At 29.4% G+C, this 15,804-nt stretch carries 19 protein-coding genes; 17 read left to right on the top strand and 2 right to left on the bottom strand.

Features of this window, described 5'->3' with window-relative positions:
* Positions 1-2 precede the first annotated feature (2 nt).
* From JFY71_RS01815 to JFY71_RS01780, 8 genes are all read left to right on the top strand, one after another.
* Complete coding sequence (locus JFY71_RS01815) at positions 3-365, top strand: beta/alpha barrel domain-containing protein (RefSeq protein ID WP_243662117.1); 363 nt, start codon at positions 3-5, stop codon at positions 363-365.
* Entirely contained in the window at positions 362-895 is a 534-nt protein-coding gene (locus JFY71_RS01810; RefSeq protein WP_243661346.1) for a transcription repressor NadR, read from the top strand. Before JFY71_RS01815 ends, JFY71_RS01810 begins: the two co-directional genes overlap by 4 nt.
* Before the next feature lie 180 nt (positions 896-1,075).
* Positions 1,076-1,828, top strand: a complete 753-nt coding sequence (locus JFY71_RS01805; RefSeq protein ID WP_243661345.1) for an acyl-CoA dehydratase activase — start codon at positions 1,076-1,078, stop codon at positions 1,826-1,828.
* Positions 1,825-2,235 carry a hypothetical protein gene (locus tag JFY71_RS01800; RefSeq protein ID WP_243661344.1) on the top strand — a complete coding sequence of 137 codons (411 nt, stop codon included), beginning with the start codon at positions 1,825-1,827 and terminating at the stop codon, positions 2,233-2,235. The genes JFY71_RS01805 and JFY71_RS01800 overlap by 4 nt, the downstream gene beginning before the upstream one ends.
* A 106-nt stretch (positions 2,236-2,341) precedes the next feature.
* Complete coding sequence (locus tag JFY71_RS01795; protein WP_243661343.1) at positions 2,342-2,617, top strand: hypothetical protein; 276 nt, start codon at positions 2,342-2,344, stop codon at positions 2,615-2,617.
* Positions 2,607-3,884, top strand: a complete 1,278-nt coding sequence (locus tag JFY71_RS01790; protein WP_243661342.1) for a double-cubane-cluster-containing anaerobic reductase — start codon at positions 2,607-2,609, stop codon at positions 3,882-3,884. The genes JFY71_RS01795 and JFY71_RS01790 overlap by 11 nt, the downstream gene beginning before the upstream one ends.
* Positions 3,885-3,892: 8 nt before the next feature.
* A complete protein-coding gene (locus JFY71_RS01785; RefSeq protein WP_243661341.1) occupies positions 3,893-4,156 on the top strand; it encodes a putative Se/S carrier protein in 264 nt (87 codons plus the stop codon).
* A gap of 107 nt (positions 4,157-4,263) precedes the next feature.
* Positions 4,264-4,575, top strand: a complete 312-nt coding sequence (locus JFY71_RS01780; protein ID WP_243661340.1) for a hypothetical protein — start codon at positions 4,264-4,266, stop codon at positions 4,573-4,575.
* A gap of 77 nt (positions 4,576-4,652) precedes the next feature.
* Here the strand turns inward: JFY71_RS01780 and JFY71_RS01775 are convergent, their stop codons facing one another.
* Positions 4,653-5,591, bottom strand: a complete 939-nt coding sequence (locus JFY71_RS01775; protein ID WP_243661339.1) for a YihY/virulence factor BrkB family protein — start codon at positions 5,589-5,591, stop codon at positions 4,653-4,655.
* Positions 5,592-5,608: 17 nt separating this feature from the next.
* Positions 5,609-6,541 carry an FUSC family protein gene (locus tag JFY71_RS01770; protein WP_243661338.1) on the bottom strand — a complete coding sequence of 311 codons (933 nt, stop codon included), beginning with the start codon at positions 6,539-6,541 and terminating at the stop codon, positions 5,609-5,611.
* 534 nt (positions 6,542-7,075) lie between these two features.
* Here JFY71_RS01770 and hpf point away from each other — a divergent pair.
* The 9 genes from hpf (at position 7,076) to prfB (ending at position 15,774) form a co-directional block, all read left to right on the top strand.
* On the top strand, positions 7,076-7,606 hold the full coding sequence (hpf, locus tag JFY71_RS01765; RefSeq protein ID WP_243661337.1) for a ribosome hibernation-promoting factor, HPF/YfiA family: 531 nt from the start codon (positions 7,076-7,078) through the stop codon (positions 7,604-7,606).
* Between the two features lie 72 nt (positions 7,607-7,678).
* Positions 7,679-8,323, top strand: coding sequence for a deoxyribose-phosphate aldolase (gene deoC, locus JFY71_RS01760; RefSeq protein ID WP_243661336.1), 645 nt, complete (start codon positions 7,679-7,681; stop codon positions 8,321-8,323).
* A 177-nt stretch (positions 8,324-8,500) separates the two neighbouring features.
* Entirely contained in the window at positions 8,501-8,737 is a 237-nt protein-coding gene (locus tag JFY71_RS01755; RefSeq protein WP_243661335.1) for an RNA polymerase sigma factor, read from the top strand.
* Between the two features lie 70 nt (positions 8,738-8,807).
* Complete coding sequence (locus JFY71_RS01750) at positions 8,808-8,978, top strand: hypothetical protein (RefSeq protein ID WP_243661334.1); 171 nt, start codon at positions 8,808-8,810, stop codon at positions 8,976-8,978.
* A gap of 22 nt (positions 8,979-9,000) precedes the next feature.
* Positions 9,001-9,906: an NAD(P)-dependent oxidoreductase gene (locus JFY71_RS01745; protein WP_243661333.1), complete on the top strand. Its 906-nt coding sequence runs from the start codon at positions 9,001-9,003 to the stop codon at positions 9,904-9,906.
* Between the two features lie 287 nt (positions 9,907-10,193).
* A complete protein-coding gene (locus JFY71_RS01740) occupies positions 10,194-11,525 on the top strand; it encodes an aspartate kinase (RefSeq protein WP_243661332.1) in 1,332 nt (443 codons plus the stop codon).
* A 4-nt stretch (positions 11,526-11,529) separates the two neighbouring features.
* Positions 11,530-11,688 carry a hypothetical protein gene (locus JFY71_RS01735; protein ID WP_243661331.1) on the top strand — a complete coding sequence of 53 codons (159 nt, stop codon included), beginning with the start codon at positions 11,530-11,532 and terminating at the stop codon, positions 11,686-11,688.
* 239 nt (positions 11,689-11,927) lie between these two features.
* Positions 11,928-14,648, top strand: a complete 2,721-nt coding sequence (secA, locus tag JFY71_RS01730; RefSeq protein ID WP_243661330.1) for a preprotein translocase subunit SecA — start codon at positions 11,928-11,930, stop codon at positions 14,646-14,648.
* A 9-nt stretch (positions 14,649-14,657) separates the two neighbouring features.
* Positions 14,658-15,774, top strand: a protein-coding gene (gene prfB / locus JFY71_RS01725) for a peptide chain release factor 2 (protein ID WP_243661329.1) whose coding sequence is annotated in 2 segments (ribosomal slippage) — positions 14,658-14,729 and positions 14,731-15,774 — 1,116 coding nt in all. Because the reading frame shifts where the segments join, the coding sequence is not laid out codon by codon here.
* The last annotated feature ends 30 nt before the right edge of the window (positions 15,775-15,804 follow it).

Raw genomic sequence — 15,804 nt, 5'->3', positions numbered from 1 at the left:
GAATTTTATTAAAGGATAACCATATTGCAGCAGCAGGCTCAATAAAAAATGCTGTGGAAAAAGCAAGACAGTATTCATCATTTATTAATAAAATAGAGGTGGAAGTAGAGGACTTAAAAATGGTAAAAGAAGCATTAGAGTCTAAGGCTGATATAATAATGTTAGATAATATGACAATTGATAATATAGAAAGGTCGGTAAAATTAATTAACCATCAAGCAGAAATAGAATGTTCAGGAAACATAACCTTGGAAAATATAAAGGATTATAGTAATTTAGAAATCGATTATATATCTACAGGTGCACCTACTCATTCTTCAAGGGCATTGGATTTATCGATGAAAAATTTAAGGGTATTAAAATGAGTGAAACTACAGACAGAAGAAAAGAAATAATTAATATATTAAAAAATAGCAGCGATTTGGTTTCAGGAACAGAACTAGCTAAAAAACTAGGGGTATCAAGACAGGTTATTGTTCAAGATATTGCCATATTAAAGGCAGAGGGAAACTCTATATTTTCTACAAATAGGGGGTACAGACTGGAAAACAAAGATAAGTACAAGGAAATTATTAAAGTATCCCATAAAGATGAAGATATAGAAAAAGAATTAAATGCAATAGTTGACTTAGGTGCTGAAATAAGAGATGTTTTTGTAAATCATAAGGTTTATGGTGCTATAAAAGTAGATATGAATATAAAATCCAGAAGAGATGTTAAAAAATTTCTTTCAGAAATTAAATCAGGAATTAGTCAGCCATTAAAAAATTTAACGGAAAACTATCATTACCATACAATAGTAGCCGATGAAAAAGAAATTTTAGATGAGGTTGAAAAAGAACTGGATAAGTTAGGTTTTTTAGAAAAATCATCAAAATATAATACAAATAATTAAAGTACATTTCTAATTTAATTTAGAAATGTATTTTTTTATTTTAAATTAACAATATTTTATATAATATCCTTGACAAAAATAGAACAAACATATAAGTTATTTATAGAAATTAATTTAAATATATTTATATTGCTAATATATATTTTAGCTTATTTTATTTAAATAATTGGAGGTGAAAATATGAACTATGTTGGAATAGATATTGGTTCAACAGCTAGTAAAGTAATAGTATTAGATGAAAACAAAGAGTCTATAATTCATAAAAAAGTAATGCCAAGTGGTTGGAACAGCAAGGAAACCAGTGAAGTTTTAAAAAAGTGGATAGAAGAATTAGGATTTAAAAGAGATGAAATAAGTATAGTTGCTACAGGTTATGGTAGGGTAAGTGTTCCCTATGCTGATAAGACAATTACTGAAATTACCTGTCATGGAAAGGGTGCAAATTTCTTAAGAGAAGGGGATATGACCGTAATTGATATAGGAGGACAGGATACAAAAATTATTCAAATAAAAAATGGACAGGTTATGGATTTTATTATGAACGATAAATGTTCAGCAGGAACAGGAAAATTTTTAGAAATAATGGCAAATAGACTTGGATTAACCTTAGAGGAAATGTTCGATTATGCAGAAAAAGGAACAGAAATAAAAATATCTTCAACTTGTACGGTTTTTGCCGAATCAGAAGTAATATCACTAATGGGAAAAGGTACATCTAGACAGGATATTGCTGCAGGTGTTGTTAATTCAATATGTGCAAAAGTTGTCTCCTTAGCTAATAAAAAACCATCAAAAGAACAATATTTTTTAACAGGCGGATTTAGTGACAGTCAGTATATGATAGATGAATTAACTAAAAGATTGGGAATTCAAGTTTATACAGACAAGGATGCCAGATTTGCCGGTGCTATAGGAGCAGGTCTTTTAGCATGAAGGAAAAATTAAAAAAGTTGGAAAATCAGTTACTAGAATTAAGAAAGACGGCCTTTGTTGACTGTATTATGAAGAAGATGGAAACCGATAATATTATTGGGGTATTTGGAGAAAATTTTGACCAGGCCTTGCTATATGGCTATGGTTTAATACCAATACCTATTATTGGTTTGGATTCATATATTTTTGATTACGGATACATTGAAGGCTGTGACCCTATACGGTCGACAATGGTATATTTAGAAACTGAAAAATGTCCCTTACTCTTTTCATCGAAGATGTATATTTTAGATGGTTCCTGTCCTAAAATAGAGGAGGAATTTTTAAAGAGAACGGAAAAGACCGTATACAGATATAGTTCAAAAAAAAGAATTAGATTCTATTATAAAAGAAGAATACGGTTTTGAGTTTTCTGAAAAAAGATTTAAAGAGGCTGAGAAATATTTAAAAGAAATTAAAAAGCTTTTAGAGGGATTTGAAGAAAGTGATTTTCCAAGTAAGGAATTTTTCCTCTTGTCTTTTTATACAAAATATATAATAGATTTAAAAAAACGAAAAGAATTTTTAGAAAGGGTATTGGACGAATTTTCTTTAAAAAAAGCCGACAAAAGAAAAGAAATTATAGCAATGTGCCCAGGTGGAATTATTAACCATATTGATTCTACTTTAAAGGAAGGCCATTATAAAATAGTACAAAATAATAAAAATGCGGATATTACATGTTGTAGATGTATATATGATGCACCAACATGTTTTAATTATACAAAGGGGGAAAATAATGACAGATAATCATTTAATGTGGGAAAATTTAGGGATGGATGTAAAAACTCACGATATTTTATGTGAGGTTTTACCACAGGCTTTTGGAGACGTTTATTTAACACAGGAAAATCGTCCAAATGGTATGGACTACTTTAACATGGTAGTTGGTGACATCCATGGATTAAGGCCGGCAGAGTTAATAAAGCTTCAAGAGGAGGAAGGAAAAAAAGTAGTAGGTACTTTTTGTATTCATGTTCCGGATGAAGTAGTATTTGCAGCAGGGGGAATAGCCACAGGCTTATGTAGTGGCTCACAATTTTGGGTACCGGGAGGAGAAAAGGTCTTACCAACGGCAACTTGTCCATTGATTAAAGCTTCTTTAGGAGCACATTTTGACAAAACCTGTCCTTTCTTTAGAATTTGTGATTTATTTGTTGGAGAAACAACTTGTGATGGTAAGAAAAAAGCTTGGGAGATTTTATCAGAAGATGCAGAAATGTATATAATGGATATACCTCAAATGAAACGTCCGCAAGATTTTAAAAAATGGGAAGAAGAAATTAGAAATTACATAACAAAAATAGAAGAAATTACAGGAAATAAAGTAACAGAGGAAAGTTTAAAGGAAGCAATAGTAATATCAAACAATAAGAGAAAAGCATTACAAAGACTGAATAACTTTAGAAAACTGGATAATATTCCAATAAGTGGTAGAGATGTTCTATTAATTCATCAAATAGCTTTTTATGATGATCCAACTAGATTTACAGAAATGGTTAATAAATTATGCGATGAATTGGATAAGAGAAAAGAAGAAGAGGTATCTGTATTTGAAAAAGGAACAAAAAGAATATTACTTACAGGAACACCTTTATCTATTCCAAATTGGAAACTACACCAAATAATTGAAAACAGTGGTGGAGCTGTAATTTGTGAAGAAATGTGTACCGGAATAAGATATTGTGAAGCCTTAGTAGATGAATCCGGTGAAAATATAGATGAAATGGTAGAAAATTTAGCAGAAAGATATTTGGGACATATTAACTGTGCTTGTTTTACACCGAATAAAGCTAGAATAGATGACATTATTCGATTAGCAAAAGAATATAAGGCAGATGGTGTAATAGATGTTAATTTAAAATTCTGCAATATCTATGATACAGAAGGATATTTCGTTGAAAAAGCCATGGCAGAGGCGGGAATACCTTGTATAGGAATTGAAACGGATTATACAGATGAAGATGCAGAACAATTAAAGACAAGAATAGGTGCCTTTATTGAAATGTTAAGCTAGAGGAAGTTATGAGTAATAGAAAATATTATGTATTTATGCCAAAGGCAGCAGATGCTATGGCCTTACTTCAAAATATTAAGGAAAAGGGAGTAGAGTCTACATTAGTTCCTACACCAAGAGAAGCAGACCACTGCTGTGGAGTAAGTATTTTATACTATAACCCTTTGGACAAAGAAAAAATAGAATTTATTGCTTTAGAAGAGGAAATTCCAATAGATGGTTTTTGGGATATGGAAAACAAAGACGATCCTAATAGAAATAGATTTTTATAAAATATTAAAAGATGGTTTAAATTAGCTATTTGAACTGTCTTTTTTTGTTGATAAAATTCTTCACGGGGTAAGTATATAATAAGTATTGGCAATTAAAGGAGGATAGCATGAAAAAAATATTTTGTAAAAACAAGCTGAAAAAGTTGAGTATATTATTAGCTATCTTATTAATTTGTTTTGTGTCAGTATCCTGTTCAAATGGAAGTCTAAAAAATAAGCCTGTAGATAAAGAGATTATAGAGTTATTGGATAGGGGTTTTAAAGATCCAATTAAATTAGATGTAAAGGATGAAAGAGGAAATGATGTAAAGGAAGAATTTTTAGAAAAAACTGAAGAATATTATGAAAATGGTGAATATAGAAAAATTTTAAATATTATTGATGAAGAAAACCTTAATATGTCTGTACCTGGAAATTAGTTTCTATATTTAATCTATATGATTTTAAAATATTAAAAACCCCTAAATCCTTGTCTGGACTTAGGGGTTCAGTTTAATTACTTAAATGTGTTTTTCTTAAATTTTTTTATTGTATCTACAAGGGAAATGGAGTTATTTTCTAACTTGTCATAGTTAATATCATAATTATATCGTATAATAGCTGCTGAAATTTCTCCTGCCAGTATAATACTCATAACCATATAATACATCCAAATAAATAAAATCATAACTCCTACTAAGGGACCATAAATAGAAGACATTTTTGAAAAGTTATTAATATAGAATGTATAGCCTAAGGTTACTATTATAACGCTAACTGTAGCAATAAATCCCCCAATTAAACATGGTATAAAGGGAGGTAGGTCCGAAAAGGAAAATGTAGGACCAAACATATACATAAATGAAAAAGAAATAACCATTAGTATAAATGGAACTATTATTCTTAAAAAATTAAATATAATTTGGTAGACTATTTCTATTTCAATTTTAAAAAAATCTATTATTGTATTTATTATAATATCTCCAAAAACCAGTCCTAAGAGTAAAACTACAATAATTAGTACAAGAACTATGGTAAAGATAATAGCCTTTACTTGTGTTGCTAAAAAACTAGCAGTACCTTCTTTATCAAAGGCCATGTTTAAAGATTTTATTAAGGCTTTCATTCCTCTTGAAGAGGACCACAAGGCAATTAAAACCCCTACTGATAAAATACCGGTACTTCTTTGTGAAATAATAAATCTTAAGACAGAAATACCAATTTCAGCTATATCCTTGGGAAATGTATTTATATAGTTTTCAATTACATTCATTTGACTAGATGCAAAATATAATATTATATTAATTGCAATAACTAAAAAAGGTACTAAGGCAACTATTAAATTATAGGTAGTTTGAGAAGTTAACATAGTAATGTTATCTTTTTTTACGTGATTTAATAAATCCTTCATGAATAATTTAAAATCAAATTTTTTGTTTTTCTTTTTTATATACATAGTATCAACTCGTTATATTAATTTCCTAAATTTTTTTCGAAATTTGCTATATTGGTTCTTAATTTGAAAAAAGTTTCCAATAACTCTGTTAAATAATAATTAAAAGCCATATAGTATTCCTCATCCTTACACGTTGGTATAACAACTAGACTATCATCGAAATATTTTTGAAATAATTCAAGATTTTCTTGACTTACATTAGGAATATTTTCTGTGTCAGCTATTTGAGTAATTAATCCAAAAGCGGAATAAAAATCGTAGTTTATAGTAGATATATCCGAAATTTTTATTTCCCTATTCATAAAAAGCTTTTTGTCATTTTTAATTGATTTTAATTCTGTATTAATTTCGTTTATATCGTCAATTAAATTTTCTACTTTAATATTAGAAGCTCCTGCTAGCAAAAGCTGAAAGGAGTTTTCAAATTCCTGCAAGGATTTTTTATAAGTGTTTAAAAGAAAGTTCGGTCTACTAGGTGGAGCTATAAAATAGTTAATTAGAAATCCAATTACTAGACCTATGGCTGTATCCGTTACCCTAAAAAATGAATACATTAAATAGTTAGGGTCTGTTGCTGAACGTGGTTTATATAACATTATAACAACAAAAACTATACAGGAAAGGGAAATTGATTTTTTCCAATTAAAAAAATTACAAATATTAATAATAAAAATAATTCCAAAGAACATGGCTATCATGCTTTTTATTCCAAAATATTGAAACAAAACAGCAATAGCAGCTCCTATAATTGTAGATATCATTCTATTTACACTTATTTTATAAGAATCAAAAACAGATGAAGTCATAGAAACTACTGCAGAAATTCCTGCTAATATAGGATTATTCATACCTAAAAGTTCGGCAATATAAATGGATAAGGTTGTAGCTACAGCAGTTTTTAAAGTTCGTAGTCCAAAAATATGCTTCAAAAAATTTTTGAATTTACTCATTATATTCACCTCGTATATAATATTATATTAAATGTGTAAAAAATACTAGAATACATACGATAAATATTCGTAATATTAGAAATAAAATTATAAAAATTCGTATAATAATATTAAAAAATAAAAAATAAAAAAGTTATCAATATACTAATTAACAATAATACACTAGGGGAAATAGGTTTTCCACAAAGTTATCCACATTATCCACAATTTTTAATCCACAATTGTTAATAACTTTCATAATGTATATTTATATCTTATAATATTTTTTAGACAATAAATTTAATTTAATCATATAATTGTGAATTTTAATTTTTAAAATAAGTACTAGGTTATATTTAATTGATAAAATATCGACTATTTATTAAATTACTTTATTTAGAAATTTTTACTTGGTATAATATAAAACAATAAAAGAAATTAGGTAATTGTAGTATAGTAGTTTCTATTTCAAATATTGGGTATAATTTAATATATAGGAAAGAAATAGTTCTTATATAAAAATAAAGAAACTATTTTATTATAGGAGGTATATGTATGAAATTTAATCATATGGGAAAAAATTACAAATTAAGCGATAGTTTAAAAGAGGTATCAGAAAAGAAATTAAGTAGATTGGACAAATATTTTACTGAAGATGTTGAATGTAAAGTAACTTACAGTCAAGAAAAGAATTTAAGAAAAGTTGAAGTTACAATACTTATACCAGGAACAGTTTTAAGGGCTGAAGAATCAACAGATGATATGTATACTTCTATTGACAGAGTAATTGATTCATTGGTTTCTCAAATTAGAAAATATAAGACAAAACTACAAAAAAGACTAAACAATGGTAAGACTATTAGATTTGAAAATATTCCAGAACTTGAAGATCATGAAGAGGATACTTCTAAAATAGTGAAAGTAAAATCTTTTGGAGTAAAACCAATGAATGCTGAAGAAGCAATATTACAAATGGAATTAGTAGGCCATAATTTTTATGTTTTCTTAGATGGTGAAACTGATTTAGTAAAGGTTGTATATAAAAGAAAAGACGGAAATTATGGACTTTTAGAGCCAGCATTTTAATTAATAAATATAGATCTAAGGAATCAACTTAGTTGATTCCTTAATTATTATAGGGGTTATATAGGGGTTGTCATGAAAATTAATAAATATATAGATCACACATTACTTAAACCGGATGCTACACTTGAACAAATAAAGAAACTATGTTTTGAAGCAAAAGAATATGATTTTAAATCTGTTTGTGTTAATGGCTATTATGCTAGGACTGTAACGGAGTTACTTCAAGGTTCAGATGTTAGAACCTGTGTTGTAGTTGGCTTTCCGTTAGGAGCATCAACATCAAAAACAAAGGCATTTGAGGCAAAAAAAGCAATTGAAGATGGTGCTTCAGAAATAGATATGGTAATTAATATTTCTGCTTTAAAAAATAAAGACTATAAATATGTACAAAAAGATATTGAAAAGGTATTAAATGCTACAGATGATGCTGCAAATCTTAAAGTTATAATTGAAACAGGACTTTTAACAGAGGAAGAGAAAGTTAAAGCTTGTGAAATTGCATTAGAAGCTGGAGCGGACTTTGTAAAAACATCAACAGGATTTGGAAATGGTGGAGCAACGGTAGAAGATGTGGCTTTAATGAAAAAAGTTGTTGGTAATAAGGCGGAGGTTAAGGCTAGTGGTGGAATAAGAACCAAGGAAGACGCTTTAAAGATGATTAAAGCAGGTGCAACAAGAATTGGAACCTCCAATGGTGTAAAAATAGTTAGTGATTAGTTTTTGATTTTAATATTAAATAAATATAAATTTCCTATACGCTCGAAATGAGCGTATATTTTGTTTGTAAAGTTTTAGATTTAGAGGAAAATAATTTAATAGGATTTTAGTATTAGAAAATAAATTATTTACTTTGTAATATTTTTATAGTTCGAGGGTTATATAGTAAAGGAGGTGTTGGAGATAGAATTTGATGAAATTTATAAAATATACTTTAAAGATGTATTTCTTTTTATAAAAAGTATTTGTAAAAACGAATCTTTGGCAGAGGAAATAGCACAGGAAACATTTTTTAAAGCGTTAAAGTCAATAGATGGTTTTGATGGAAAGGTAGACATTAAGATATGGTTATTTACTATTGCAAAAAATACATACTACTCTCATTATAAAAAAGAAAAAAAGGATACAATCTGATGAATTATTAGAGTTCATTCCATCTTCAGATATCTCTTTTTCAGAGAATATAGTAAATAAAGAAACGGAAATGAGAATACATAGATTTTTACATGAGATGAAGGAACCTTACAAGGAAGTTTTCTCTTTACGAGTTTTTGGAGAACTACCATTTAATAAAATTGCTGAAATATTAGTAGTAAATTCTATGAAAATGTTTTTTTTGTTGAAATTTGGTTATAATATAATAGAGAGTAAATAATATTATTTTTAGGAGGACAAAAATGGCAAGAGTATTAATTACTAGTGATTTAGATCAAAAATATATTCATCAAATTGAGGCACAAGGTCATGAAATAATAAACAAAAAAGTTGATGAAAACGAATTATTAGAATATGTAAAAGAAGTGGATTGTATGGTAATAGGATATGATACACAAATAACTAAAGAAGTAATAGATGTAGCAGTTGCAGCAAAGAAACTTAAATTTATAGTTAGGGCTGGAGCAATTTTAGATAATATAGACATGGAGTATGCAAAATCTAAAAGATTAAGAGTTTACAGCACTCCTTCAGGAACTACAAATGCAGTTGCTGAAATGGTAATAGGTCAAATGATTACAATTTCAAGAAATATTCATATGACAAATATAAATATGCGTAAAGGCGAATGGGATAGGGAAAAATATTTTGGTACAGAAATTTCTAGAAAAACTTTAGGTTTAGTAGGTTTTGGAAGAATTTCTAGAGCAATTGCGGAAAAAGCTAAATCCCTTAGTATGAGAGTGATTTATTATGACAAATATTCTAAAACCGAGTTATATGGATTTGAACCTGTAACAATGGATAAATTATTAAAGGAATCCGATTATATTTCTGTTCATATTCCAGGTGGAAAAGAAAATTATCATGTAATCAATAAAGAAACTTTTGATTTAATGAAGGATGGAGTTTATTTTATAAACTATTCCAATTGTGGAGTAGTTGATGATGAGGCTTTACTTGATGCTATAGACAGCGGAAAAGTAAGGGCTGCAGCTCTTGATGTATTTGAGGAAGAACCGGTTAAAAATGAAAGAATTTTAAACAACCCTAAGATTTCATTAACACCTCATATTGGTTCTTTAACTGCTGAGGCTAACTTAAGAATTGGACAGGATGTAGTAAAATATGTAACTGAAAATTTGTAAAATGTTTCAAATAAGCTATGTGTCTCATTCCATAGCTTATTTTTTTATGGAGTTTTTATGTTAATATAAGTAAAAAATATATTTTACTTGCCAATATAAAGAAAAGCTATATCTAGCGATATTAAAACAGTATAGTATAAAACATTCAAATTTTTAATCAATATGTTAATATAATATCTAAAGAAAGTACTATTAAGAAATAATTTAAATAAAGACTAGCGTATATCAATGTTTTAGTCATTATGATATAATACGTTAATATAATAAATTATTTTATGGGAGGAAATATGGAAAAGCCAATAGTTGTTAAATTTGGAGGAAGTAGCTTAGCTAATAGTGAACAATTTAAAAAAGTTAAAAATATAGTAGAAGGCGATAGTAGAAGAAGATTTGTTGTGCCTTCAGCTCCAGGAAAATCTTATCCGGATGATACTAAAGTAACGGATCTATTATATATTTTAGAGGATTTATATAAATTGGAACAAGATTATTCAAAGGTTTTGGAAAATATTAAGACGGTTTATAACGGTATTGCAGAAGGTATTGGTTTGACTATAGATTTAGACCCATATTTTGATGAAATACTAAAGGAACTAGGTGAAGGAGCTTCTAAAGAATTTACCGCAAGTCGTGGGGAATATTTAAATGGAATATTATTATCGAAATATTTAGATTATGAATTTATAGACCCGAAAGAAATTATATTTTTTGACACAAAGGGAAATTTTGATGCTGAAATGACCTATACTATAGGAGCAAAAAGGTTAGATGGCGTTGAAAAAGCAGTTATTCCAGGTTTTTACGGAGCGTTACCTAATGGTAAGGTAAAAACCTTCAGTAGAGGTGGTTCAGATTTAACGGGTTCAATAATTTCAAGAATTGTAGGAGCATCGCTGTATGAAAACTGGACAGATGTTTCAGGATTTTTAATAGCTGATCCAAGAATTGTTCATAAACCAAAGGGAATTTCAAAAATTTCATATAAAGAGTTAAGGGAGTTGTCTTATATGGGAGCGTCAATATTACATGATGAAGCTATATTTCCAGTTACTTCAGAAGGAATACCTATTAATATAAAGAATACAAATGCTCCGGAAGATCCTGGTACATTAATTGTTGACGAGGAAAGCTTGGGAGAGGATTCTACTTGGATAACGGGAATAGCAGGAAGAAAGAATTTCACAGTTATTTATATTGAAAAAGTTAAATTAAATCAGGATAAGGGATTTCATAGGAAACTTATGTCAATTTTAGAATCATATGATATTTATTTAGAACATATGCCTTCTTCTATTGATTCTATTTCCTTAATAATAAATGATAATGTTGAAGAGCCAATGGTTAAGGATATTATTCAGGATATAAAAATTATTTGTAAACCCGATTCAATAGGTTATACTAAAAATATTTCTTTAATTACTGTAGTTGGTCATGGCATGAAAAATACTTCAGGTACTTCTGCAACTTTATTTACAGGACTTGCAAAAGCAGATATAAATGTGAAACTTATTATTCAAGGTTCAAGTGAGGTAAATATAATAGTTGGAATAGCAGATGATGATTATGAAAATGCCATAAGAGCTGTTTATGAAACCTTTATGAATGGTCATAAGGAATAGCAATATGTATAGTCTATTAGCGATAATTTTGACATTTGTAGTAGCAATTACATTAATTGTAGTATTTGCTTCTGTAATTGGCCTTTTGTTTAAAATAGCAATAATAATTGTAGCTGCAGCTATAATTTACAGAATATATTTAAACTATAAAATGAATAAATAATTTAAGTCGAATTCAAGTGAGTTCGACTTTTTTTATTAAGGAAGATTTAATAAAAAAATTATACTATATATAGTAAGAAAAATTGTTTATTATTATTTTTTTAGTATTTATATTACTATTATTGAAATAAAATCTAAGAAAATATTAAGATTTATTAAAAGCCATTAAAAAAGGGGTTTTCATTTGTATATGTAGGGAATAAGTGATAAAATAAACAATGAAAAAATATGAGGTGAAATATGGGATTTTTTGACAAATTATTTGGTGGCAACAATAAGGAAATAAAAAAAGTAGATCCTATTGTTGATAAAATTGAAGCATTAGACACGGAAATGTCTAATTTAAGTGATGAAGAATTAAAAAATAAAACACAGGAATTTAAAGATAGATTAGAAAATGGAGAGACTTTAGATGACTTACTACCGGAAGCCTATGCAGTTGTAAGGGAAGCTTCTTGGAGAGTTTTAGGAATGAAACAATATAGAGTTCAGCTAATAGGTGGTGTAATTTTACACCAAGGTAGAATTGCTGAAATGAAAACAGGTGAAGGTAAAACTTTAGTTGCGACTTTACCTGCTTATTTAAATGCCCTTACAGGAGAAGGAGTTCATATTGTAACAGTAAATGATTACCTTGCAAAACGTGATATGGAATGGATGGGAAAAGTCCATCAATTTTTAGGCTTATCAGTTGGATGTATTACTTATGAACTAGATAACGAGCAAAGAAAAGTAAACTATGCTTGTGACATAACCTATGGTACTAATAATCAATTTGGTTTTGACTATCTAAGGGACAACATGGTTATTTATAAAGAAGACCAGGTACAAAGAGGATTGAACTATGCTATTGTCGATGAGGTTGACTCTATATTAGTCGATGAAGCAAGAACTCCCCTTATTATTTCCGGTAAAGGTGATGAATCTACAGATCTTTATGTTAGGGCAGACAGGTTTGTAAGAACATTACAAGGTAGAATTATTGACCCTAATGAAGAAAAACCGGATATTTTTGATAGGGAAATAAAAGAAGAAACCGTAGATTTTATTGTAGACGAAAAGAAAAAGACAGCAAGTCTTACAGAAAAAGGTACAGCAAAGGCTGAAAAATATTTTGGCTTGGAAAATTTATCAGATCTTTCCAATATGGAAATAGCACACCATATAAACCAAGCTTTAAAAGCTCATAATACAATGCATTTAGATATTGACTATGTATTAAAGGATGGAGAGATTTTAATTGTAGATGAATTTACCGGTCGTATTATGCAAGGTAGAAGATATTCAGATGGTTTACATCAAGCAATAGAGGCTAAAGAAGGAGTAACAGTACAGTCAGAATCAAAAACCCTTGCAACAATTACCTTCCAAAATTACTTTAGGATGTATAAAAAAATTGCAGGTATGACAGGTACTGCTAAGACAGAGGAAGATGAATTTAGCGAAATTTACAATATGGACGTTGTGGAAATACCTACAAACAAACCTATTGCAAGGAAGGATTTTGAAGACAGAATCTATATAAATGAAAAGGCTAAATATGATGCGATTGTTAGAGAAATAAAGGAAATTCATGAAACAGGACAGCCTATTCTTGTAGGTACAGTTACCATAGAGGTTTCTGAATTGATTTCCAAAATGCTTAAAAAGGAAAGAATTCCCCATGATGTATTAAATGCTAAACATCATGAAAGAGAGGCTGAAATTGTAGCCCAAGCAGGAACATATGGAAAGGTGACAATAGCAACTAATATGGCTGGTAGGGGTACAGATATTGTTTTAGGTGGTAACCCTGAATTTATGGCAAAACATGACATGAAAAAACAAGGTTATGCCGATTATATAATAGACAGTCTTGACAGTTTTATTGAAACGGATGATGAGGAAATTATGGCAGCAAGGTCTGTTTATAATAAGCTTCATGAAAAATATAAAATTCAAACAGATGAAAATGAAGAAAAGGTACTAGCTGCCGGCGGCTTGTATATACTAGGTACAGAAAGACATGAGTCAAGACGTATAGACAACCAGTTAAGAGGTCGTTCTGGTAGACAGGGAGACCCAGGTTCTTCAAGATTCTTTATTTCATTAGAAGATGATTTAATGAGACTTTTTGGTGGCGAAACAATTCAGAGATTTGCTGAAAAGGGAGATTTCCCGGAAGATGAGCCAATAGAATTTAAGACTATATCAAAGGCTATAGAAAGAGCTCAGAAAAAAGTGGAAATTAACAACTTTGGTATACGTAAACACGTTTTACAATATGATGATGTTATGAATGTCCAAAGAAAAATAATCTACGGAGAAAGAGAAAGAGTTCTTCAAGGTGAGGACATGAAGGACTATATTCTTGAAATGATGAAAGATATTATTTCATCTGCAGTGGATAATTTTACAAATGGTTCAAACAGTCCACAAGAATGGGATATGGAAGGTTTAATGCTATATCTTAAATCTGCATTTTTACCGGATGGCTTACTTCAATTTACGGACTTAAGCAAATTTAACGAAGAAACATTAAAAGAATATATTACTGAACAAGCATTAAAAGCTTATGATGAAAAAGAAAAGGAAATCGGAACTGAAAAGTTCAGAGAGATTGAAAGAGTTATACTTTTAATGGTTGTAGACAGAAAATGGATGGATCATATTGATGCAATGGATCAATTAAGACAAGGTATAGGTCTTCGTTCCTATGGTCAACAAGATCCAGTTAGGGCATATAACGAAGAAGGTTTTGCTATGTTTGAAGAAATGAACGACTCAATAAAAGAGGACACCTTAAAAGGATTGTTTAATGTTAGGCCTGTTGAAGAAGTTCGTAGAAAGCAAGTAGCAAAAGAAACTAAATCCAGTGACCAACAAGTTACAGTTGTTAAAGGAAAGAAAATAGGAAGAAATGACCCTTGTCCATGTGGTAGTGGAAAGAAATATAAAAAATGTTGTGGAAGAAACGCATAAGGGGAAAAAATGGACTTATATGCAGTACATGAAGAAATTTCTTATTTAGAAGAAACATTAAAGGAGTTAGGTGATTCACTTTGACTTGCCTAAACTTAAAGAAGATATAAAAGCCTTAGAAGAAAAAACCATGGAAGAAGGATTTTGGGACGATAGTAATAAGGCCCAAAATCTTTTTGACGACCTAAAGGTTAAAAAAGAAAAGGCGGAAAAATTTTATAAAATTCAAGAGGAATTAGAAGAAGTTGAAGTTCTTCTTGAAATGGTAAAAGAGGAAGACACAACAGCATATGATAAGGAAATTGAAAATACTTTGAAAAAAATAGAAAAAGTATTGGAAGATTTTAAAATAGAAACTATGCTTAGTGGGGAATACGATAAAAATAATGCAATATTTTCAATTAATTCAGGAGCTGGTGGAACTGAAGCCCAAGACTGGACGGAAATGCTTTTAAGGATGTATACCAGGTGGATGGATGACCATGGTTTTTCCCATGAAATAACGGACTATAACCGTGATACAGAAGGTGGAATAAAATCCGTAACAATGCTTGTTAAGGGGTATAATGCCTATGGTTATTTAAAATCTGAAAAGGGAGTTCATAGACTTGTTAGAATATCGCCTTTTGATACAAATAAAAAAAGACATACTTCCTTTGCCAGTGTAGATGTTTATCCGGTAATTGAAGATACGGATAAAATTGAAATAGATCCACATGATTTAAGAATAGATACCTATAGGGCAAGTGGAGCCGGTGGACAACATGTTAATACAACGGATTCAGCCGTTAGAATAACACATATTCCAACAGGTGTAACAGTTCAGTGTCAGTCGGAAAGAAGTCAAATAAGCAATAGGGAAACTGCTATGTCAATGTTAAAGGCAAGACTTATTGCAATAAAAGAAGAAGAAAATCGTGAAAAAATTGAAGATATACAAGGTAAGTATAATAAAATTGCTTGGGGCTCCCAAATTCGTTCCTATGTTTTTAATCCTTATACATTAGTAAAAGATCATAGAACTAATTATGAAGTTGGAAATATAGAACGGGTTATGGATGGGGATATTGATGATTTTATTAACGAATATTTAAAGCTTAATGCTATAAAGCAAAAAGATAAATAGGATGCAGCTTTCTGCATCCTATAAATATAT

The sequence above is a fragment of the Miniphocaeibacter halophilus genome (genome assembly GCF_016458825.1).
Taxonomy (GTDB): domain Bacteria; phylum Bacillota; class Clostridia; order Tissierellales; family Peptoniphilaceae; genus Miniphocaeibacter; species Miniphocaeibacter halophilus.
The sequence above is the reverse complement of the archived record's forward strand: the minus strand, read 5'-3'. Positions and strand labels throughout refer to the sequence as shown.

Bases quoted from the DNA above. Each gene is read 5' to 3' on its own strand.
- JFY71_RS01810 (WP_243661346.1), top strand. From the start codon at position 362: ATGAGTGAAACTACAGACAGAAGAAAAGAAATAATTAATATATTAAAA.
- JFY71_RS01805 (WP_243661345.1), top strand. From the start codon at position 1,076: ATGAACTATGTTGGAATAGATATTGGTTCAACAGCTAGTAAAGTAATA.
- JFY71_RS01800 (WP_243661344.1), top strand. From the start codon at position 1,825: ATGAAGGAAAAATTAAAAAAGTTGGAAAATCAGTTACTAGAATTAAGA.
- JFY71_RS01790 (WP_243661342.1), top strand. From the start codon at position 2,607: ATGACAGATAATCATTTAATGTGGGAAAATTTAGGGATGGATGTAAAA.
- JFY71_RS01785 (WP_243661341.1), top strand. From the start codon at position 3,893: ATGAGTAATAGAAAATATTATGTATTTATGCCAAAGGCAGCAGATGCT.
- JFY71_RS01780 (WP_243661340.1), top strand. From the start codon at position 4,264: ATGAAAAAAATATTTTGTAAAAACAAGCTGAAAAAGTTGAGTATATTA.
- JFY71_RS01775 (WP_243661339.1), bottom strand. From the start codon at position 5,591: ATGTATATAAAAAAGAAAAACAAAAAATTTGATTTTAAATTATTCATG.
- JFY71_RS01770 (WP_243661338.1), bottom strand. From the start codon at position 6,541: ATGAGTAAATTCAAAAATTTTTTGAAGCATATTTTTGGACTACGAACT.
- hpf (WP_243661337.1), top strand. From the start codon at position 7,076: ATGAAATTTAATCATATGGGAAAAAATTACAAATTAAGCGATAGTTTA.
- deoC (WP_243661336.1), top strand. From the start codon at position 7,679: ATGAAAATTAATAAATATATAGATCACACATTACTTAAACCGGATGCT.
- JFY71_RS01750 (WP_243661334.1), top strand. From the start codon at position 8,808: ATGAGAATACATAGATTTTTACATGAGATGAAGGAACCTTACAAGGAA.
- JFY71_RS01745 (WP_243661333.1), top strand. From the start codon at position 9,001: ATGGCAAGAGTATTAATTACTAGTGATTTAGATCAAAAATATATTCAT.
- JFY71_RS01740 (WP_243661332.1), top strand. From the start codon at position 10,194: ATGGAAAAGCCAATAGTTGTTAAATTTGGAGGAAGTAGCTTAGCTAAT.
- JFY71_RS01735 (WP_243661331.1), top strand. From the start codon at position 11,530: ATGTATAGTCTATTAGCGATAATTTTGACATTTGTAGTAGCAATTACA.
- secA (WP_243661330.1), top strand. From the start codon at position 11,928: ATGGGATTTTTTGACAAATTATTTGGTGGCAACAATAAGGAAATAAAA.